The sequence below is a fragment of the Actinokineospora spheciospongiae genome (assembly GCF_000564855.1).
Taxonomy (GTDB): Bacteria; Actinomycetota; Actinomycetes; order Mycobacteriales; family Pseudonocardiaceae; genus Actinokineospora; species Actinokineospora spheciospongiae.
Window position 1 is genome coordinate 46,983 of record NZ_AYXG01000147.1, and the last position, 18,975, is coordinate 65,957.

The 18,975-nt window shown below is 74.4% G+C and carries 19 protein-coding genes; 6 read left to right on the forward strand and 13 right to left on the reverse strand.

The annotated features are described in order from the left end of the window. Positions 1 to 3: 3 nt before the first annotated feature. The 6 genes from UO65_RS19600 to UO65_RS19625 all read right to left on the reverse strand — a co-directional run bounded on the left by UO65_RS19600 (position 4) and on the right by UO65_RS19625 (position 6,031). Positions 4 to 870: an aldehyde dehydrogenase family protein gene (locus tag UO65_RS19600; protein ID WP_035284702.1), complete on the reverse strand. Its 867-nt coding sequence runs from the start codon at positions 868 to 870 to the stop codon at positions 4 to 6. Further along, positions 863 to 2,296 (reverse strand): aldehyde dehydrogenase family protein, encoded by a 1,434-nt coding sequence (locus UO65_RS19605; RefSeq protein ID WP_035284704.1) that lies wholly within the window; start codon positions 2,294 to 2,296, stop codon positions 863 to 865. The genes UO65_RS19600 and UO65_RS19605 overlap by 8 nt, the downstream gene beginning before the upstream one ends. Next, on the reverse strand, positions 2,296 to 3,291 hold the full coding sequence (gene deoC, locus UO65_RS19610) for a deoxyribose-phosphate aldolase (RefSeq protein ID WP_035284706.1): 996 nt from the start codon (positions 3,289 to 3,291) through the stop codon (positions 2,296 to 2,298). The genes UO65_RS19605 and deoC overlap by 1 nt, the downstream gene beginning before the upstream one ends. Before the next feature lie 99 nt (positions 3,292 to 3,390). After that, positions 3,391 to 4,305 (reverse strand): alpha/beta fold hydrolase, encoded by a 915-nt coding sequence (locus UO65_RS19615; protein ID WP_233427757.1) that lies wholly within the window; start codon positions 4,303 to 4,305, stop codon positions 3,391 to 3,393. Between the two features lie 189 nt (positions 4,306 to 4,494). Then, positions 4,495 to 5,286, reverse strand: coding sequence for a hypothetical protein (locus tag UO65_RS19620; protein ID WP_035284707.1), 792 nt, complete (start codon positions 5,284 to 5,286; stop codon positions 4,495 to 4,497). A gap of 91 nt (positions 5,287 to 5,377) precedes the next feature. After that, entirely contained in the window at positions 5,378 to 6,031 is a 654-nt protein-coding gene (locus UO65_RS19625) for a DUF1707 SHOCT-like domain-containing protein (RefSeq protein ID WP_035284709.1), read from the reverse strand. A gap of 82 nt (positions 6,032 to 6,113) precedes the next feature. Between UO65_RS19625 and upp the strand changes: the two genes are divergently transcribed. Next, positions 6,114 to 6,737, forward strand: coding sequence for a uracil phosphoribosyltransferase (gene upp / locus UO65_RS19630; protein ID WP_035284711.1), 624 nt, complete (start codon positions 6,114 to 6,116; stop codon positions 6,735 to 6,737). A 3-nt stretch (positions 6,738 to 6,740) separates the two neighbouring features. Here the strand turns inward: upp and UO65_RS19635 are convergent, their stop codons facing one another. Beyond that, positions 6,741 to 7,337, reverse strand: a complete 597-nt coding sequence (locus UO65_RS19635; RefSeq protein ID WP_035284713.1) for a TetR/AcrR family transcriptional regulator — start codon at positions 7,335 to 7,337, stop codon at positions 6,741 to 6,743. Between the two features lie 191 nt (positions 7,338 to 7,528). On the opposite strand from UO65_RS19635, the gene UO65_RS19640 reads away from it, so the two are divergent. The 3 genes from UO65_RS19640 to UO65_RS19650 all read left to right on the forward strand — a co-directional run bounded on the left by UO65_RS19640 (position 7,529) and on the right by UO65_RS19650 (position 9,902). Then, positions 7,529 to 7,921, forward strand: coding sequence for a MerR family transcriptional regulator (locus UO65_RS19640; RefSeq protein ID WP_035284715.1), 393 nt, complete (start codon positions 7,529 to 7,531; stop codon positions 7,919 to 7,921). Beyond that, positions 7,918 to 8,901, forward strand: coding sequence for an aldo/keto reductase (locus UO65_RS19645; protein WP_035284717.1), 984 nt, complete (start codon positions 7,918 to 7,920; stop codon positions 8,899 to 8,901). Before UO65_RS19640 ends, UO65_RS19645 begins: the two co-directional genes overlap by 4 nt. 77 nt (positions 8,902 to 8,978) lie before the next feature. After that, positions 8,979 to 9,902 carry an aldo/keto reductase gene (locus tag UO65_RS19650; RefSeq protein ID WP_084175909.1) on the forward strand — a complete coding sequence of 308 codons (924 nt, stop codon included), beginning with the start codon at positions 8,979 to 8,981 and terminating at the stop codon, positions 9,900 to 9,902. Between the two features lie 256 nt (positions 9,903 to 10,158). Here the strand turns inward: UO65_RS19650 and UO65_RS19655 are convergent, their stop codons facing one another. Genes UO65_RS19655 through UO65_RS19675 form a run of 5 tightly spaced genes read right to left on the reverse strand, consistent with a single transcriptional unit; the run spans position 10,159 to position 14,450 of the window. Then, positions 10,159 to 10,611 (reverse strand): flavodoxin family protein, encoded by a 453-nt coding sequence (locus UO65_RS19655; RefSeq protein ID WP_035284721.1) that lies wholly within the window; start codon positions 10,609 to 10,611, stop codon positions 10,159 to 10,161. Between the two features lie 48 nt (positions 10,612 to 10,659). Further along, positions 10,660 to 12,321, reverse strand: a complete 1,662-nt coding sequence (locus UO65_RS19660) for a phospho-sugar mutase (protein ID WP_035284722.1) — start codon at positions 12,319 to 12,321, stop codon at positions 10,660 to 10,662. Beyond that, complete coding sequence (locus UO65_RS19665; RefSeq protein ID WP_052021380.1) at positions 12,318 to 13,124, reverse strand: purine-nucleoside phosphorylase; 807 nt, start codon at positions 13,122 to 13,124, stop codon at positions 12,318 to 12,320. The genes UO65_RS19660 and UO65_RS19665 overlap by 4 nt, the downstream gene beginning before the upstream one ends. Positions 13,125 to 13,134: 10 nt before the next feature. Next, positions 13,135 to 13,560, reverse strand: coding sequence for an ABA4-like family protein (locus UO65_RS19670; RefSeq protein WP_035284723.1), 426 nt, complete (start codon positions 13,558 to 13,560; stop codon positions 13,135 to 13,137). Further along, positions 13,557 to 14,450 (reverse strand): hypothetical protein, encoded by an 894-nt coding sequence (locus tag UO65_RS19675; RefSeq protein ID WP_084175903.1) that lies wholly within the window; start codon positions 14,448 to 14,450, stop codon positions 13,557 to 13,559. The genes UO65_RS19670 and UO65_RS19675 overlap by 4 nt, the downstream gene beginning before the upstream one ends. A gap of 92 nt (positions 14,451 to 14,542) precedes the next feature. Here UO65_RS19675 and UO65_RS19680 point away from each other — a divergent pair, with 92 nt between their 5' ends. Next, positions 14,543 to 15,172, forward strand: a complete 630-nt coding sequence (locus tag UO65_RS19680; protein ID WP_035284724.1) for a MerR family transcriptional regulator — start codon at positions 14,543 to 14,545, stop codon at positions 15,170 to 15,172. 180 nt (positions 15,173 to 15,352) lie between these two features. After that, positions 15,353 to 17,194 carry an acyl-CoA dehydrogenase family protein gene (locus tag UO65_RS19685; RefSeq protein WP_063935972.1) on the forward strand — a complete coding sequence of 614 codons (1,842 nt, stop codon included), beginning with the start codon at positions 15,353 to 15,355 and terminating at the stop codon, positions 17,192 to 17,194. 35 nt (positions 17,195 to 17,229) lie between these two features. Here UO65_RS19685 and UO65_RS19690 read toward each other — a convergent pair whose 3' ends face one another. Further along, positions 17,230 to 18,897, reverse strand: a complete 1,668-nt coding sequence (locus UO65_RS19690; protein WP_052021381.1) for a serine/threonine-protein kinase — start codon at positions 18,895 to 18,897, stop codon at positions 17,230 to 17,232. Positions 18,898 to 18,975: the final 78 nt, after the last annotated feature.

Genomic DNA, 18,975 nt, shown 5'->3' on the forward strand with positions numbered 1-18,975 from the left:
TCCTCAGGCGCCCATCGGGTGCCAGACGGTCTTCAGCTCCATGATCGACCGCAGCCGGGTGATGCCCGGCGGCTCGGTCCAGTCCGGCTCGGTCGGCGGCACCCGCAGCACCCGCTTGACCGTGCCCGCCGCGGCGGCCTCCAGCTCCGCGCGCAGTTCCGCGGGGGCGCCGGTGAGGTCGAGGGCGTTGACGTCGCCGTGCGCGGCCAGCCACGGCCCCAGCTCGGCGGCGGACCCGGTCAGCAGGTTGACCACCCCGCCCGGCACGTCCGAGGTGGCCAGCACCTCCGCCAGGGTGATGGCGGGCAGCGGTCGCTCCCGGCTGGAGACCACGACGGCCGTGCTGCCGGTGGCCAGCACCGGGGCCAGCACGCTCACCAGCCCGAGCAGCGAGGACCGCTGCGGCGCCAGCACCCCGACCACGCCGGTCGGTTCCGGCACGGAGAAGGAGAAGTACGGGCCCGCGACCGGGTTGGCCGCCCCGAGCACGGTGGCCAGCTTGTCGGTCCAGCCCGCGTACCAGACCCACCGGTCGACGGCGGCGTCCACCAGGGTCCGCGCCTGCTCGACCGCGACCCCCTCGGAGGCGGCGACCTCGGCGGTGAACTGCTCGCGCCTGCCCTCCAGCACCTCGGCCACCCGGTAGAGCACCTGGCCGCGGTTGTAGGCGGTCGCGCCCGACCACTTCCCGAAGGCGGTGCGGGCCGCGCCGACCGCCTCGCGCAGGTCCTTGCGGGACGCGTGCGCGGCGTTGGCGAGGAACTTCCCCCCGGCGTCGGTGACCGGGTAGGTGCGCCCCGACTCCGAGCGCGGGAACGCCCCACCCAGGTAGAGCTTGTACGTCTTGGCGACGGAGATGCGATCAGACATCGAGGTAGGCCTCCAAGCCCGCTCGGCCGCCCTCGCGGCCGAAGCCGGACTCCCGGTAGCCGCCGAAGGGGGCGGTGGGGTCGAAGCGGTTGAAGGTGTTGGCCCAGACCACGCCCGCGCGCAGCCGGTCGGCCATCCACAGGATGCGGGACCCCTTCTCGGTCCAGACCCCCGCGGACAGGCCGTAGGGGGTGTTGTTGGCCTTGGCCACGGCCTCGTCCGGGGTGCGGAAGGTCAGCACGGACAGCACCGGGCCGAAGATCTCCTCCCGGGCGATGCGCATGGCCTGGCTGACGCCCGCGAACACGGTGGGGGCGAAGAAGAAGCCCTTGTCCGGCACCGGGCACGGGCTGGTCCAGCGCTCGGCGCCCTCGGACTCGCCGGAGGCGACCAGCTCCTGGATCTTGGTGAGCTGCTCGCGCGAGTTGATCGCCCCCACGTCGGTGTTCTTGTCCAGCGGGTCGCCCACGCGCAGGGTGGCCACCCGCTTGTGCAGCTTCTCCAGCACCTCCTCGGCCACCGACTCCTGCACCAGCAGCCGCGAGCCCGCGCAGCAGACGTGGCCCTGGTTGAAGAAGATGCCGTTGACGATGCCCTCGACGGCCTGGTCGAGCGGGGCGTCGTCGAAGACGACGTTGGCCGCCTTGCCGCCCAGCTCCAGGGTGAGCTTCTTGCCCGAACCGGCCAGCGAGCGCTGGATCGACTTGCCCACGTCGGTCGAGCCGGTGAAGGCGACCTTGTGCACGCCGGGGTGGCCGACGACGGCGGCGCCGACGTCGCCCGCGCCGGGCAGGACGTTGACCACCCCCGGCGGCAGCTCGGCCTGCTGGATGATCTCGGCGAGCACCAGGGCGGTGAGCGGGGTGGTCTCCGCGGGCTTGAGCACGACGGTGTTGCCGCAGGCCAGCGCCGGGGCGATCTTCCACGCGGCCATCAGCAGCGGGAAGTTCCACGGGATGACCTGACCGGCCACGCCCAGCGGCCTCGGGTCCGGGCCGTACCCGGCGAAGTCGAGCTTGTCGGCCCAGCCCGCGTGGTGGAAGAAGTGCGCCGAGGCGGTCGGCACGTCGACGTCGCGGGACTCCCGGATCGGTTTGCCGTTGTCCAGCGACTCCAGCACGGCCAGCTCGCGGGCCCGCTCGGCGATCAGCCGCGCGATCCGGTAGACGTACTTGGCCCGCTCGGCGCCGGGCATCGGGCCCCACACCCGCTCCTGCGCCCGGCCCGCGGCCTTGACCGCGCGGTCGACGTCGTCGCGGTCGGCGGTGGAGACCTCGGCCAGCACCTCCTCGGTCGCCGGGTTGATCGACTTCAGCGGCTCGCCGCCGCCCTCGACGAACTCGCCGTCGAGGAACATCCGGTAGCCGGGCTTGAGGTTGGCGATGTCGCGCGACTCGGGCGCGGGGGCGTATTCCCAGGTCGTCATCAGTCCACCGTCACGTAGTCGGGGCCGCTGTAGTGGCCCTGGAGCTGGGTTCGGCGCTGCATCAGCAGGTCGTTGAGCAGGCTGGAGGCGCCGAACCGGAACAGGTGCGGGTCGAGCCAGGCGGGCCCGGCGACCTCGTGCACGGCCACCAGGTAGCGGATCGCGTCCTTGGTCGTGCGGATGCCGCCCGCGGGCTTGACCCCGCGCAGCTCGCCGGTGGCGGCGTGCCAGTCGTGCACCGCCTGGAGCATCACGTGGGTCACCGGCAGCGTCGCGGCGGGGGAGACCTTGCCGGTGGAGGTCTTGATGAAGTCGCCGCCCGCGAGCAGGCCGAGCCAGGAGGCGCGGCGCACGTTGTCGGGGGTGGCCAGCTCGCCGGTTTCCAGGATGACCTTGAGGTGCGCGGTGCCGCAGGCCGCCTTGACCTGGCGGATCTCGTCGAAGACCTGCCCGTAGCGGCCGGAGAGGAACGCGCCCCGGTCGATCACCATGTCGATCTCGGTGGCGCCCGTCTCGACCGCGTACGCGGTGTCGGCCAGCTTGACCCGCAGGCTGGAGCGCCCGGACGGGAACGCGGTGGCCACGCTGGCCACCCCGACCCCGCTGTCGCCGAGCGCGGCGACGGCGGTCGCCACCATGTCCGGGTACACGCAGATCGCCGCGACCCGGGGGACGTCCGGGTGCTCCGGGTCCGGCCTGCGGCCCTTGGCGCACAGGGTGCGCACCTTGCCCTCGGTGTCGGCGCCCTCCAGCGTGGTCAGGTCGACCATGGAGATCGCGGTGTCGATCGCCCACAGCTTGCTGTCCTTCTTGATGCTGCGGGTCGCGAGACCGGCCGCGCGCTGCTCCAGGCCCACGGCGTCGACCCCGGGCAACCCGTGCAGGAACCGCCGCAGGGACGTCTCGTCCCGCACGGCGTCGGCGAACGCGGGGGGTGACCCGGTCCCGCCCGCCGCGGGGGTCGACGGCTGTGCCGCCGTGTCTGTCTCTGGCATGGGACCGAGTCTAGGGCGAGGGAACGCCCACGTCGGCCCTCCGCGTCAGACCTGTGGACAACTCCGGTTGCGGCGCCCAGATCAGCCTGTGGACAACTCTCAGGAGCCGGAGGACACGGTGGCCCGGTCGACCCGCGCGGCGACCACCGGGTCGGTGGCCCGCTCGGGGTCGCGGCCGTCGCGCAGGATCGCCCGCCACACCCGCGGGTCGTACTCGGCGGGCGCGGTCTCGCGGATGAACCCGCCCAGCACCTCCAGGAACCGGTGCGGCTCGCTCTGGTGCGGGAAGTGCCCGGAGCGGTCGAACACCGCCAGCCTGCTGCCCGGCATCGCCGCGTGCGCCAGCTCGGCGTGCGCGACCGGGATGATCCGGTCCTCGGCGCCCCACACCAGCAGGGTCGGGATGCCGCGGGTGAGGTAGCAGCGGTCGAGCATGGTGACGACCTGGCCCCGCACGTCGACCACCGAGCGCAGCGTGCGCAGGAACGCGGTGCGCGCCATCGGGTCGCGCAGCGCGGCGTAGCGCTCCAGCGCGTAGGACAGGTCCGGGCCGAAGTCCAGGCCGGTGAAGCGCGACAGCGCGGGCAGCACCCCGGCGACCAGCGACCGCATCGGCGCCGAGGCGACGAACGGCATCGCCAGCTCCGCGCCCGGCATCGCGGCCAGCCGCAGCACCGGGTGCACCTCGCGGCCGACGCCGCCGCTGCCCACCAGCACCAGCCGCTCGCAGCGCTCGGGGAACTGGTAGGCGAACTGCATGGCCACCCCGCCGCCGAGGGAGTGGCCGACCACGGTCACCCGGTCGACGTCGAGCACGCCGAGCAGGTCGCGCAGGCCGCAGGCGTAGGCCGCCACCGCGTAGTCCGCGCGCGGCTTGTCGGACTCGCCGTGCCCGAGCAGGTCGGGGGCGATGACGGTGTGGTCGCGGGCGAGCCGCGACAGCACCCGCAGCCAGGTGCCGGAGTTGTCGCTGATGCCGTGCACCAGCAGGACCGCCGGGCCGCTGCCCGCCATCCGGAACGCCCGGCGGTAGCCGTGGACGGTGCGGAACCGCAGGCCGACGTGGTCGAGGTCCGCCGTCGCGCCGCGGGACCGGGGCACCGCGCTCACACCGTCGCTCATGCGCCCATTGGGCGCCCCCGGTGTTGTGCCGCCGTCACCGCGGCGTTGCGGCTGGGTTGCCGCCCCGCCGACCCGGTGGGGTCAGTCGCTGAGCTGCGGCAACAGCAGGTCCACCCGCACCCCGTCGTGGGTGCGCCTGGTCACGGCCGAGCAGGTCACCTCGACGCCTGTGGACAGCAGTTTGCGCACCGGCTGGGCGTAGCGGACGCTCATGGCGTACGTGAGCTGCCCGACCCGCCGACCGCCGAGGAGGACCTCTATGGCCTGTTCCCCCCGGTAGCGACCGCTGTCGATGTCGCAGAACCCGAGCGTGGCGGGCACCTGGTGGGTGTCGCGGCCCGCGGGCGGGGCGTGCGGTGCCAGCGCGTCCTGGTGGTCCTCCTCGCGGGTGACCGAGCAGGTGCGCTCGCCCCACAGCCGCACCCGGCCACCGGTCTCGGCGGCCACCATCGGGTCGCGCGCCCCGGTGACCACCTCGACGTCGCGCGGCGGCGCCAGCAGCAGGTAGACGCCGAACGGGGTGTCGCCGCCGCCGGTGATGCGCGCCGGGCAGGTGCCGACCTGCCCGCGCTCGCCGATCCGCGCCAGGGCGTCGCGGTACTCGGCGCCGATCGCCTCCGGCAGCGCGCCCACGGTCAGGTTGCGGTCGCCGACGAGGACGTCGACCCGCACCGCCGCGCCCGGTTCGGGCACCAGCGCCGCCGTGGTGGTCGGGTGCGGACCGCCGTCGGCGGCGACCGCGAGTTCGGCCTGGTGGTCATCGGCGCCGAGCACCGGGACGCGGCCGTGGTCGGGCAGCGCGAGCCGGTCGTCCGGGATCGGTGGGGGCGCGACGAGCGTGGCCGTGGATCTCTTGCGGGTGAACAGCCACATGCGCGGAACCTCCGGCGGGGGACGGCGGGATGCCCCCCTATCGTCGATCACCCGCCCGGCGTGACACGCGGGGCGGCGGAAGAGATGAGGTTCACTCCGAAATCCGGTCGCGGTCGCGCCGGGACTTCTTCGGGCCGCGGACGTCGACCCCGCCCATCAGGGCGAAACCGGTGATCCGCAGGACCGGCGCACCGGGCGGGCCGACCTGGTTGGACACCCGGCCACCGCCGAAGCCGCCCATGAAACCGGCGCCGTCGACGTGCACGGTGATGTCCGGCGGCACGATGATCTCGACCCCGCCCATCAGCGCGAACGCCTGGATGGTGGTCTCCCGGTCCTCGAACCGCGCGTGGGTCAGGTCGAGCTCCACCCCGCCCATCACCGCGACCGCGTTGAACGTCGGCGGCACGGTCCACACCCCCGTGCGCTGGGCGCCGGACATGATGGCCACCGCGGTGGCCGAGGTGCCCCGCCCGCCGATCCGGCTCGGGGCGCCCGGCTGCGGCTGCGGCTGGACGACGTGGTGCTGCTGCGCGGGCACGACCTGGTTCGGCAGGTCGCGCAGCACCGGCTGCAACTCGCCGAAGGTCTTCGCGGCGTAGACCCGGTCCAGCCGCTCCTCCATCTCGGTGACCGTCAGCCTGCCCTCGGCCATCGCGTCGTGCAGCACCTTGGCGAACCGCTCGCGGTCGGCGTTCGAGGCGCGCATCTCGTCCGGACCGGGGATGCTCGGCTGCTCTGTCACACGATCGAGGGTAGCGGGTGGGAGGCCGCCCGTTCGCGGTGTCGCGGATCTCGGCCGAGGTCAGCCGCTACCGTGTCCGCCCATGGACGTCCTCACCGTGGACCACCCGCTGGCGAAGGCCCGGCTCACCGTGCTGCGCGACGCGCGCACCGACGCGGCCACCTTCCGCGCCGCGCTGCAGGAGCTGACCGTCATGCTCACCTACGAGGCGATGCGCGGCGCGGCGGTGCGGGTCGAGCGGATTCACACCCCGGTCGCGCGCACCGACGGGTACTGGCTGGCCGACCCGCCGCTGCTGGTGCCGGTGCTGCGGGCCGGGCTGGGCATGGCCGACCAGGCGCACAAGCTCATCCCGGACGCCCAGATGGGCTTCGTCGGCCTGGCCAGGGACGAGACCACGTTGCAGCCGACCCCCTACATGGAGTCGCTGCCGCAGGACCTCTCCGGCCGCCCGGTGTTCGTGCTCGACCCGATGCTGGCCACCGGCGGCTCGATGGCGCACACGATCCGGTTGCTGGTGGAGCGCGGCGCCACCGACGTCACCGCGATCTGCGTGCTGGCCGCCCCGGAGGGCATCGAGTTCCTCGGCGGCGCGGGCCTGCCGGTCCGCTTGGTCACCGCCAGCGTCGACGAGCGGCTCAACGACTCCGGCTTCATCGTCCCCGGCCTCGGCGACGCGGGCGACCGCCAGTACGGCGCGGTCTGAGCCTCAGCCGCGGCGGCTCCAGCCCTCGGTGTTGACGCGCACGGCCAGCTCGTAGGTCTTGGCGCTGTCGAGGTCCGGTGGGAGGGTGCCGCCGAGTTCCAGCGACACCAGCCCGTGCACGATCCCCCAGCAGGCCATGGCCATGTCCTCGGGGCGCTCGGCGGTGAACACCCCGGAGCCGATGCCGTTGGTGATCACCTCCAGCAGCGGGGCCAGCGCGGCGAGGGCCTCCGCGGTGGCCTCCGCGTCCGGCTCGAAACCGGGGATGACGCCGCCGAACATGACCCCGTACAGGTGCGGGTCGGCCAGCGCGCTCTGCCGGTAGGCGGTGCCCAGGCGGTTGAGCGCCTCGGCGGGGTCGCCCGCGGTGTCGACGGCGCGCAGGCGGGTGCCGAGGCGGCGGAACGCCTCGACGTACAGCTCGCGGACCAGCGCGGGCTTGCCGCCGAAGAGGGAGTACACCGCGGTCGTCGACGTGTCGGCGTCGGCGGCGAGGCGGCGGAGGCTGAGGGCGGAGGCGCCCTCGCTGGACAGCAGCTCACCGGCGCGGTCGAGCAGCCGGACACGGAGAGCGTCGTCGTGGGTCTTCGGTCGCGGCACCCCGGGAGCGTACCCGGGTCCGGGGTGACCCCCGCCACCTCGACGCCGGGACCGGCCGGTTCCCGTCGCCGCCGGGGCCGGGCGGCACCGCCGACCCGGTGCGCGAGGTCGACCGCGCGCACCGCCCGAACGGGGTGGGCACCGCCGCCCGAGTTGACCTGGAGTGCACTCCAGCTTCTACCGTCGACACCGTGACCTACGCGATCGCCGAGGCGGCCCACCGCAGTGGGCTGTCGATCGACACACTCAGGTACTACGAACGCATCGAACTGATCGACCCGCCCGCCCGCGATTCCGGCGGCAGGCGGGCCTACTCCGACGACGACCTCAACTGGCTGGCGTTCCTCACCCGGCTGCGCACCACCGGCATGCCCATCAAGCTGATGCGCGAGTACGCCCGGCTGCGCCACCAGGGCGTCGCCAGCGCCGCACCGCGCAAGCGAATCCTCGAGCGGCACCGCGAGGACGTGCTGGCCCGGCTGGCCGACCTGAGGTCCTGCCTGGACGTGCTCGACTACAAGATCGACAACTACGAGCGCATGTGCGCCGCGGAGACGACCGAGCTGAGAGAGGCCACCGCATGACCCTCCCCACCCGACACCTCGGCGCGCTGGAGGTCTCCGCGCAGGGCCTGGGCTGCATGGGCATGAGCCACGGCTACGGCGGGGGCGACGACGTCGAATCGACCGCCACCATCCACGCCGCCCTCGACGCGGGGGTGACCCTGCTCGACACCGCGGACGCCTACGCCAACGGCGTCAACGAGGAACTGGTCGGCAAGGCCGTCGAGGGCCGCCGCGACCAGGTGGTCCTGGCGACGAAGTTCGGCATCGTCTCCACCGACGCGGCCAAGGGCCTCGCGGTGCGCGGCGACCGCGACCACGTGCGCGCGTGCTGCGAGGCCTCGCTGCGCAGGCTCGGCGTCGACCACGTCGACCTGTACTACCAGCACCGGGTCGACCCGTCGGTGCCGATCGAGGACACCATCGGCGCCATGGCCGAGCTGGTGGCCGAGGGCAAGGTCCGCCACCTGGGCATGTCCGAGGCGGGCGCGGCCACGATCCGCCGGGCCGCCGCGGTGCACCCGATCGCCGCGCTGCAGAGCGAGTGGTCGCTGTGGACCCGCGGCATCGAGGACGAGGTGCTCGGCACCTGCCGCGAGCTGGGCATCGGGATCGTCCCGTTCTCCCCGCTCGGCCGCGGCTTCCTCACCGGCCGGGTCACCAGGGCCGAGTACGGCGCGGGCGACATGCGCGCCGCGCTGCCCCGCTTCACCGGCGAGAACTTCGACCGCAACCTGGTCATCGTGCGCGCCCTGGAGGAGCTGGCGCGGGCGCGCGGGGTGACCGCCGGGCAGCTCGCGCTGGCCTGGGTGCAGTCGCGCGGCGAGGACGTGGTGCCGATCCCGGGCACCAAGCGCCGCACCTACCTGGCCGAGAACGTCGCGGCCGCAACCTTGGAACTCTCCGCCGACGACATCGCCGCCGTCGAGGCGGCCGCACCGGCCGACGCGGTCGCGGGCGAGCGCTACACCGCCGCGATGCAGAGCGCCATCGGGCACTGATCAGGAGGACAGCAGTGAGCACACTCAAGAAGCGGCACCTCGGGGCGCTGGAGGTCTCCGCGCAGGGCCTGGGCTGCATGGGCATGAGCGACTTCTACGGCGGGGGCGACGACACCGAGTCGACCGCCACCATCCACGCCGCCCTGGACGCCGGGGTCACCCTGCTCGACACCTCGGACATGTACGGCCCGCACACCAACGAGGTGCTGGTCGGCAAGGCCATCGCGGGTCGCCGCGACGAGGTCGTGCTGGCCACGAAGTTCGGCGTCTCGCGCGACCCGGACGACCCGTCGAAGCGCCGCGTCCGCGGTGACGCGGCCTACGTCCGGGAGGCGTGCGAGGCGTCGCTGCGCAGGCTGGGCGTCGACCACGTCGACCTGTACTACCAGCACCGGGTCGACCCGTCGGTGCCGATCGAGGAGACCGTGGGCGCCATGGCCGAGCTGGTGGCCGCGGGCAAGGTGCGCCACCTGGGGCTGTCGGAGGCGGGGGCGGGGACCATCCGGCGGGCGGTCGCGGTGCACCCGATCGCCGCGTTGCAGACCGAGTGGTCGCTGTGGTCGCGCGAGATCGAGGACGAGATCCTGGGCACCTGCCGCGAACTCGGTGTCGGCGTCGTGCCCTACTCCCCGCTCGGCCGTGGGTTCCTGGCGGGCCGGTTCACCACCGCCGCGGACGTCGCCGAGGGGGACACGCGCGGGACGCATCCGAGGTTCACTGGGGAGAACCTGGAGAAGAACCAGGCGATCGTGGCGGCGCTGCGCTCGCTGGCCGACGAGCGCGGGGTCACCGCCGGGCAGCTCGCGCTGGCCTGGGTGCAGTCGCGCGGGGACGACGTGGTGCCGATCCCGGGCACCAAGCGGCGCGCGTACCTGGCGGAGAACGTGGCGGCGGCGTCGATCGAGCTGTCGGCGGAGGACCTGGCCGCGATCGAGGCGGCCGTCCCGCCCGCCGCCGGAACGCGCTACCCGGAGGCCGCCATGGGGCAATTGGGGATCTGAACGCGCCCGGGGTGGCGGGTTCCTCCGCGGTGGGGGCATCACCGCGAAGGAACACCGTCCACACCCCCCGGGGCGTGGGGAGCCGGGTCTGTGACGGCTCAACGATCGCCTCTGCCCGGCACATCGCATTCCGCGGCGACCCCGTTTCGCCTGTTCGCCGGGCTGTTCGCTCCGTGTCCCGTCCGATTCGGACGGTGACTCGACCGCGGGCGGTTACTCGTCCGAATGGACGGTGACTCGGCCGATCGGCGGTGCCTCAGCCGATCAGGGTCGCCGCCGCGGTCGCGCCCAGCTCCCAGCACCGCTCCAGCGCCCGCTTGTCCGGCTCCCCGTGCACCACCACGCCCTCGGCGACGGGTGTCCACCCGAGACCCTTGGCGATCGACTCGACCGAGCGCACCGCGCCCTCGGTGCCCTGGTTGCCGTGCACGTAGAACCCGAACGGCGTCCCCTTGGCCGAATCCAGCACCGGGTAGTACACGGTGTCGAAGAAGTGCTTGAGGGCACCGGACATGTAGCCGATGTTCGCGGGGGTGCCGAGGACCAACCCGTCCGCTGACAGGACGTCCGACGCGGTCGCGGACAGGGCCGGGCGCTTGACGACCTCGACCTCGGTCAGTTCCGGGTCGTTCGCCCCGGACACGACGGCCTCGAACATCGTGTGCAGCGCGGGGGACGGGGTGTGGTGGACGATCAGCAGCCTGGGCACCGGTCCAGGCTGCCGACCTTCCCGTGGCGCGGCAACGCGAGCCTGGTCTCAGGCCAGGAGCGCGGAGACCTCCGCCGCCAGGGCGTCGAGGGTGCGGGTGGCCGACGCCCTGGTGTCGGGGAGGGCGTCGGGCGACGGGACCGGGGCCACGACTTCCAGGTACGCCTTGATCTTCGGTTCGGTGCCGGAGGGGCGGACGATCACCCGGGTACCGGGGCCGGTGTAGCGCAGGACGTCGGCCCGGGGCCGGAGGTCCTCGGCGGTGACCGGTGTGCCCGCGAAGGCCGTGGGCGGGGTGGCGCGCAGGGACGCCATCAGCTCCGCGATCCGGTTGAGGTCGGTCACCCGCACCGAGAGCTGGCGGGTCAGGTGGACGCCGTGCGCCACCGCCAGGTCGTCCAGGGCGTCGAGGGGCGTCCGGCCCGCGGCGCGGAGGGTGGCGGTGAGGTCGCAGGCGAGGACCGCGGCGGAGATGCCGTCCTTGTCCCGGACGGTGTCCGGGTCGACGCACAGGCCCAGGGCCTCCTCGTAGGCGAAGACCAGGCCGGTGCCGTGGCCGTCGCCCGCCCGGACGAGCCACTTGAAGCCGGTGAGGGTGGCGTCGTGGCGGGCGCCGTGGGCGGCGGCGATCGAGGCGAGCTGGGAGGAGGAGACGATCGTGGTGGCCACCAGCGGGTCCGCCGCGCGGGCCTCGGGGGGCAGCGTGGCGAGGACGTGGGAGCCCAGCAGGACACCGGTCTCGTCGCCGGTGAGCATCCGCCAGCCGTCGGGGGTGGGGACGCCGACGGCGCAGCGGTCGGCGTCGGGGTCGAGGGCGATGGCCAGGTCGGCGCCGACCTCGGCGGCCTTGGCCAGGAGCAGGTCGGTGGCCCCCGGCTCCTCCGGGTTGGGGAAGCCGACGGTGGGGAAGTCGGGGTCGGGCCGGGCCTGCTCGGCGACCACGCTGACGTCGACGAAGCCCGCCCGGTTCAGCGCCAGGGCCAGCGGCCCCGCGCCCACCCCGTGCAGGGCGGTCGCGGCGACCCGGAGTTCGCGGGCGGTGCCGCGCGGCAGCGCCGCGGCCCGGTCCAGGTAGGACTCCAGCACCTCGTCGCCGAGGGAGGTCCAGTCGGGGGAGCGGGGGACGGACACCGCGGCGGGGGCGGCGGCGATGGCCGCCTCGACCTCGCGGTCGGCGGGGGGCACCAGTTGCGCGCCCGCGTCGAGGTAGAGCTTGTAGCCGTTGTCGGCGGGCGGGTTGTGCGACGCGGTGATCTGCACGCCCGCGACCGCGCCCAGGGAGCGGACGGCGTAGGCCAGGACCGGGGTGGGCAGCGGCTGCGGCAGCACCCGCACGTCGAACCCGGCCGCGGCCAGCACCCCGGCGGTGTCGGCGCAGAAGGCCTCCGAGCCGTGCCGGGCGTCCCGGCCGACCACGACGACCCCGCCGCCGTGGCCGCCCGCGGTCAGCCAGGCGGCGAGGCCCGCGGTGGTGCGGATGACCACGGCGCGGTTCATGCCGTTCGGGCCCGCGCGCACCGGCCCGCGCAGGCCCGCCGTGCCGAAGGTCAGCGGACCGGAGAGGCGGTCGGCCAGCTCGTCGACCGCCTCCGCGCTGCCGCCCATGGCCGAGGCCAGAACCCGTTGCAGCTCCAGCTTGCTGTCCGGGTCGGGGTCGTCGGCGAGCCAGCGGTAGGCGCGGTCGCGCAGGTCCGGGCCGAGGCGGGTCACGAGCGGGCGACCAGCTCGCGCAGCAGCCCGCCCATCCGACTGGCCGCGGCGCGACCCGCCTCCAGCACCTCCAGGTGGTTGAGCGGCTCCCCGGTGATGCCCGCGGCGAGGTTCGTCACCAGCGACAGCCCGAAGACCTCCACGCCCAGCGCGCGGGCGGCGATGGCCTCCAGGACCGTCGACATGCCGACCAGGTCGGCGCCCAGCACGCGGAGCATGCCGATCTCCGCTGGCGTCTCGAAGTGCGGGCCGGGCAGCCCGGCGTAGACGCCCTCGACCAGGGTCGGGTCGATCTCGCGGGCCAGGGCGCGCAGCCGGGGCGAGTACAGGTCGGTCAGGTCGACGAAGTTCGCCCCCACCAGCGGCGACGACGCGGTCAGGTTGAGGTGGTCGCTGATCAGCACCGGCTGGCCGACCGCGATGCCCTCCTTGAGGCAGCCCGCGGCGTTGGTCAGCAGCACCGACCGCACGCCCGCCGCGGCGGCGGTGCGGATCGCGTGCACGGCCCTGGCGATGCCGAAGCCCTCGTAGACGTGCGTGCGACCGAGGACGACCAGCACCCGCTTGTCCCCGACGGCGACCGAGCGGATGGTGCCGCCGTGGCCGACCGCGGTCGGCGCCAGGAAGCCGGGCAGCTCGGCCACCGGCACCTCGGCGTCGGCGGTGCCCAGTTCGTCGGCGGCGGGCCGCCAGCCGGAGCCCAGGACGACGGCCAGGTCGTGGCGGTCGTGCCCGGTGCGCTCGGCGAGTGCCTTCGCGGCCTGTTCGGCGAAGCCCTGCGGGTCAGCATCGATCTCGGTCACGCGCGGCAGCCTACGCGGATCGCCCGCCCAGCCACCGGCGTGACGCGAGGTAGAGCGGCAGCCCGATCGGGGACAGCAGCACGGTGAGCACCAGCAGCGGCGCCATGATCAGCGGGTGCGCGTCCCGCTCCCGCGAGTCGAGGTACACCCACCGGCCGAGGAACAGGTCCCAGGCGATGATCTGCGCCCACAGGGCGGCCAGGCCGCGGTCGTCCCGGACGAACTCCACCAGCCCGTCGAGCGTGGGCCGCAGCACCAGCGACACCAGGTCCGGGAAGACCGGCACGGCCAGGAACAGCCACACCACCAGCACCGGCAGCACGATCAGCGGTGAGGCGACGATCCTCCGCGTCCACCCCCAGCGCGGCGCGGCGATCATCAGCAGCCAGAACGGCGCGGCCAGGTAGAACGACAGGTCGAACAGCAACGAGGTCATGCGCGCACCGCTTCCCTGCGGGGCAGCGCGCTCGCCGCCACACCGACGATCAACAACACGTAGGCGCCCACGGTCAGGGCGTCCGGGTCGAGCAGTGCCTGCCCGCGCAACGCCTGCCAGGTCACCAGGACGGTCAGGCCGAGCGCGCCCGCGCCCGCGGTGGCCACCAGCCGCAGCCGGACCGGCGTGGCGAGGCGGCGGATGAGGTAGGCGACCAGCGGCAGCGCTTGCAGGGCGTGCATCCCGACGAAGTGCCCGACGCGCAGGTCACCCGCGACGGTGCTCCACCCGGTCAGCGCCATCCCCGGGCCGCCGTCCGGCGCGCCGACGGTGTGCGCCCCGGAGATCCCGTCGACACCGGAGGGCTGCACCAGCATCAACACGCCCACGAGCATCCCGACCAGCGCGATCGCCATGCCGAGCCGGATCGCCAGGAGTTCCGGGGCGGGCGCCAACCGCTGCGCGCCGACCTTCAGCGACAGGAACAGGGTGCCCACCCACAGCACGACGACGGTCACCCCCATCACGTTGAACAGGGCGGCGTTCAGCGGGGTCGAGACGTTGAAGTGGCTGCCCACACCGCGGACGGCCGCCGCCACGATGATCACCATCTCCACGGCCGACGCGCCGACCAGGACCGTCCCGACCCGGCCCAGCGCGCGCGGCGGGTTCGGGTGCAGCGACAGCAGCCACGCCCAGGTCAGGCTGTAGGCGACGAACGACAGGGCGAACTTGAGCGGTTTGAGCCAGATCGGCGCCCCGAACAGGACGCGGTCGTCGACCACGAGCCCCAGCACGGCGACCACCGCCAGGGCGGCCATCACCCCGGTGAACACCAGCAGTGGTCGGTGCCAGTGCCTGATCCGTACTCCTCGCGCGGGCAAGGTCATCGCGGTCCCCCTCAGAACCAGAATGGATAGTGGTACTCGCTACTATCGATAAGTACACTATCCGTGTCAAGGGGCAACCGGAGCGGAGAGACGTGCGGATCGCGGAACTGAGCAGGCGCAGCGGGGTCGCCGTGGCGACGATCAAGTACTACCTGCGCGAAGGCGTGCTGCCCCCCGGCGAGCGCACCAGCCCCAACCAGGCCAGCTACGACGACACCCACGTGCACCGGCTGCGCCTGGTGCGCGCCCTGGTCGACGTGGGCGGCCTGCCGATCGCCGCGGTGCGCGACGTGCTGGAGACCGTCGACGCCCCGGACCCCGCCGTCGGCAAGACCCTCGGCACCGTGCAGCTCGCGGTCTTCCGGTCCCCACCACCCACCGACGACCCCGCCCGCGCCGCCGCCGAGGAAGCGGTGGCCACCCTGATCGACACCCTCGGCTGGAACTGCCCACCCGACCACCCGGCGGCCCAGGCCCTGGTGGGCGTGCTGGTCACCGCCGGATCACTGGGCCACGAGCGGCTGGTCGAGGTGCTGCCCCGCTACGCCGCCGCCTGCGCCGCGGTCGCCGAGTCCGACCTGGACTACCTCGACGGCGCCGCCAGCCTCGACGAGCGGCTGGAGAGCGTGGTCGTCGGCATCGTCCTCGGCGACTCCGCCCTCGCCGCCCTGCGCCGCCTGGCCCAGGTCAACGAGGCCCTGAAGCGCTACCCCGAGCCCTAGCCGCGCCCGGCCACCGATCCCGGCGGCTCCGTCGCCCCGCCCGTGAAACCGCACCTTCGGGTGATCTTCATGCCGATCGCGCAACGTCGTGCGCGCTCCGCCGATGATCGTCCAGGACGACCGGTCCACACCGCGCCGGATCAGCGGCGCGACCGGCCCACGGGGGAAGGGGACCACGGCATGGACCGCCACCGCCGTGAGCTGACGCGCCTGTTGTTCGATGGGGACGCGGGGGCGGAGCACGGGTTCTGGCGCCGCCTCGTGGCCGACCCGCGCCTGCACCAGGACCGCCGGGGCACCGCGGCCGAGCAGACCGCGGCGACCTACGACCAGCTCCGCCTGCTCAACCGCGAGGTCGACCCGGTCGCGCTGGCGGGGAACCCGCGCGAACTGGCCGCCATGCACGAGTGGATCGCCGCAGCGAACGGGCCGCTGACCGTCGTCGCGGGCACCCATTACAACCTGTTCCTGGGCAGCCTGCTCGACCACGACCGGCACGAGCGGCGGTCGCCGCACGAGTTCGCCCCGATGGAGCGGATCGGCACCTTCCTGTGCACCGAACTGGGCCACGGCAACGACGCCGCCCGGCTGGAGACCACCGCCACCCACGACGCGGACACCGGCGCGTTCACCCTGCACACCCCCGGCGCCGCCGCGCAGAAGTTCATGCCCAACACCGGTCCCGCGGGCGGCCCCAAGAGCGCGGTCGTCGCGGCCCGCCTGCTGGTGGGCGGCGAGGACCACGGCGTCTTCCTGTTCCTGGTCCCGCTGAGCGACGCGGGGGGCACGCTGCCCGGCGTCACCGTCCGCCCCCTGCCCGCGCGCCCCGGCAGCCCGGTCGACCACTGCCTGACCTCGTTCGACCGGGTCCGGCTGCCGGGCTCCGCCCTGCTGACCGGCGCGCACGGCAGGCTGGACGCCCGCGGCCGGTTCACCAGCTCCCTGGGCAGCAGCCGCAAGCGCTTCCTCGCGAGCATCGGCCGGGTCACCACCGGCAAGCTGTGCATGAGCGCCTGCGCGCTCGGCACGGCCCGCACGGCGGTGACCGTCGCCATCCGCTACAGCGGGCACCGCCACGTCGCGGGCGCCCGCGCGGGCACCCGCACGCCGGTCTGGGAGCACCGCAGCCACCACGGCCCGCTGGTCGAGGCCCTGGTCACCTGCTACGCCATGACCGCGCTGCACCGGACCGCCGTGCTGCGGTGGGCGGACCACGACCCGGCCGACGCCGAGGACACCGCCGACGCCGAGCGGCTGGTCGCCATCACCAAGGGCTGGACGACCTGGCAGGCCCGCGCCGTGGCCACCGAGTGCCGCGAGCGCTGCGGGGCGCAGGGGCTGCTGCCGGTCAACGGCCTCAGCGCCCTCGCCGCCGACCTGGACGGCGCGATCACCGCCGAGGGCGACAACACCGCCCTGTGGGCCAAGGCGGGCGCCGAACTCCTGCTCGCGGCCGCCGACCCGCCCCGCCCGGCGGGCACCCGCCACCTCGACGACCCCGACCACCTCGGGTGGTTGCTGCACGCGGTCGAGCGCCGCCTGCTCGCCACCGGTCGCACGCGGCTGCGCGGTGCGACCGCGGGCGGCCTGCGCCGCTGGAACGCCGCCGCGCCGCACGCCCTCGCGGCGGTGACCGCGCGCGCCGAGCGCCTCGCAGCCGCCGCCCTGCTGGGGTGGGCCCAGCGCGCCGCCGACCCGACCGCCGCCCGCGTGCTGCACTCGGCGCACCGGCTGTTCGCCCTGCGCCGCCTCCAGGCGCACAGCGGAACCCTGCTCGCCGCGGGCGACCTGGACCCCGAGCAGGTCCACACCCTGCCCGACCTGGTCGAGGACGCCATCGCCGACCTCGTCGGACCAGCCCGGACCATGGTCGACGCCTTCGACCTGCCGGAGGAACTGCTCGCCGCCCGGCCCATCGCGGGCCCGGACTACCAGGACGCGTTCGACGACCCGGGAGCGCACTGGCACCGGTCGGCGGAAGCGGACGAGGTGCTGGGAGCGGGCGTGGGTGCCCTGGTCTGAGGTGGGCCGCCGCCCGCGGTGGCGGGAACCGCGGTTCAGCCGGTGACCTTGAAGCCCGGGGCGACCTGGGTGAACAGCATCCGCTGACCCGAGTCCTCCTGCTCGATCGGCACCGACACGCCGACCACCCACAGGTCCGCGCCGACCGTGACCAGGGAGGCGAAGTTCGACCGGATCAGCGGTGCCGCGCTCGGCGCGGTCCGGGTGCCCTGGGCGCTGTCGGCGGTGCGGTAGGTGACCTGCCGCGGGCCCTCCCCGTCCGGTTGCGGTCCGCCGACGAGCTGATAGCCGGGGCTCTGCCCGGCCAGTGCCCGCAGGTACTCCGGCAGCGTGCTCCCGCCGGAGAAGCCCGCGTAGCGCTCCACCGTCACCTGCGACCCGCCGTCGGGGGAGACCCAGTGCACCCGGGTGCTGTCCGGCAGTCCGGTGGTGCGGCGCGGTTCGACGAACTTGACCCAGCCCTCCGGCACCGGCACGGAGAACGCCGCGCCCTGGGTGCCCGCCAGCGGTGAGGCGTCGGCGGCGCGCGGCACGAGCTGCCGGACCGACGCCGTGGGCGCGGGCACCGTCGAGGTGGTCGTCACCGGTGGCGCGAGCGGGGCCCCGCCCGCCACCCTGACCAGGGTGAACCCGCCCGTCGCCGCCGCCGCGAACAGCACCGCCGCGACCGCGCCGAGCGCGACCGTCGCGGCCAACCCCCGGTGCCCGCGCCTCGGGGTGCCCTCGAACGGCAGCGGGCCCGGCACCGCCGCCAGCGGGGCGCTCACCTCGCTCTGCGGGGTCGGCGCCCCGACCGGCTCGGTGACCACCGTGGGCCGCTCCAGCTCCCGCACCGGGATGGCCAGCTCGTCGAACACCCGGTCGCCGGGGCCGGGCAGCAGCGGGTGCAGCAGCTCGCGGACCCGGTCCAGCGGCAGCCGGGCGGCCGGGTCCTTCACCATCAGCCCGGTGATCACCTCGCGCAGCGGGCCGTCGTACTCCGGTTGCGGCACCTCGCCGTCGACCACCGCGGCCAGGGTGGCCACGACCTGCCCGTCCGGGTCGTACGGGGCGTGCCCGTCGACCGCGGCGAACAGGGTCGCGCCCAGCCCCCACAGGTCCGCGCGCGGGGTGACGTTCCCGCCCGCGGCGATCTCCGGGGCGATGTAGGCCGGTGAGCCGAGCATCACCCCGGACTTGGTCAGCGTGCGCTCGGAGACGTTGCGGGCGATGCCGAAGTCGGTGAGCTTGACCCGCCCGTCCGGTCCGACCAGGACGTTGCCCGGCTTGACGTCGCGGTGGGTGATCCCGGCCTCGTGCGCGGCCTGCAACCCGGCGGCGACCGCGTCGCCGACCACCGCGGCCCGCGCGGTGCCCATCGGGCCGTGGTCGCGCAGCAGCTCGGCCAGGCTGACCGAGGGCACGTACTCCATCACCACGAACGGCTCGCCGTCCTCCTGGGCGACGTCGTGCAGGGTGACCACGTTCGGGTGCGACACCACGGCGATGGCCCGCGCCTCGCGCAGGGTCCGCTCGCGCAGCTCGTCGGCCTCGCGGGCGGGCATCCCCGGCGGCAGCCGCACCTCCTTGACGGCGACGTTGCGGCGGAGGAACTCGTCGTAGGCCGCCCACACCGTGCCCATCGACCCCTGGCCGAGCAGGCCGCCCAGCCGGTAGCGGCCCGCGATCAGCCGCTCACCCTCGTTCTCCGCCACGCGGCCCATTGTGGAGCACCGTGCGCCCGGCCGGGGCGGGAAGTGTGCGCCCGTGACAAAGGGGTGCTCACGAACCGCACCACACCA

Bases quoted from the DNA above. Each gene is read 5' to 3' on its own strand.
- UO65_RS19650 (WP_084175909.1), top strand. From the start codon at position 8,979: ATGGGCATGAGCGACTTCTACGGCGGGGGCGACGACACCGAGTCGACC.
- UO65_RS19685 (WP_063935972.1), top strand. From the start codon at position 15,353: ATGGACCGCCACCGCCGTGAGCTGACGCGCCTGTTGTTCGATGGGGAC.
- deoC (WP_035284706.1), bottom strand. From the start codon at position 3,291: ATGCCAGAGACAGACACGGCGGCACAGCCGTCGACCCCCGCGGCGGGC.
- UO65_RS19690 (WP_052021381.1), bottom strand. From the start codon at position 18,897: ATGGGCCGCGTGGCGGAGAACGAGGGTGAGCGGCTGATCGCGGGCCGC.
- UO65_RS19615 (WP_233427757.1), bottom strand. From the start codon at position 4,305: ATGGCGGGCAGCGGCCCGGCGGTCCTGCTGGTGCACGGCATCAGCGAC.
- UO65_RS19645 (WP_035284717.1), top strand. From the start codon at position 7,918: ATGACCCTCCCCACCCGACACCTCGGCGCGCTGGAGGTCTCCGCGCAG.
- UO65_RS19675 (WP_084175903.1), bottom strand. From the start codon at position 14,450: ATGACCTTGCCCGCGCGAGGAGTACGGATCAGGCACTGGCACCGACCA.
- UO65_RS19620 (WP_035284707.1), bottom strand. From the start codon at position 5,286: ATGTGGCTGTTCACCCGCAAGAGATCCACGGCCACGCTCGTCGCGCCC.
- UO65_RS19600 (WP_035284702.1), bottom strand. From the start codon at position 870: ATGTCTGATCGCATCTCCGTCGCCAAGACGTACAAGCTCTACCTGGGT.
- UO65_RS19670 (WP_035284723.1), bottom strand. From the start codon at position 13,560: ATGACCTCGTTGCTGTTCGACCTGTCGTTCTACCTGGCCGCGCCGTTC.
- UO65_RS19605 (WP_035284704.1), bottom strand. From the start codon at position 2,296: ATGACGACCTGGGAATACGCCCCCGCGCCCGAGTCGCGCGACATCGCC.
- upp (WP_035284711.1), top strand. From the start codon at position 6,114: ATGGACGTCCTCACCGTGGACCACCCGCTGGCGAAGGCCCGGCTCACC.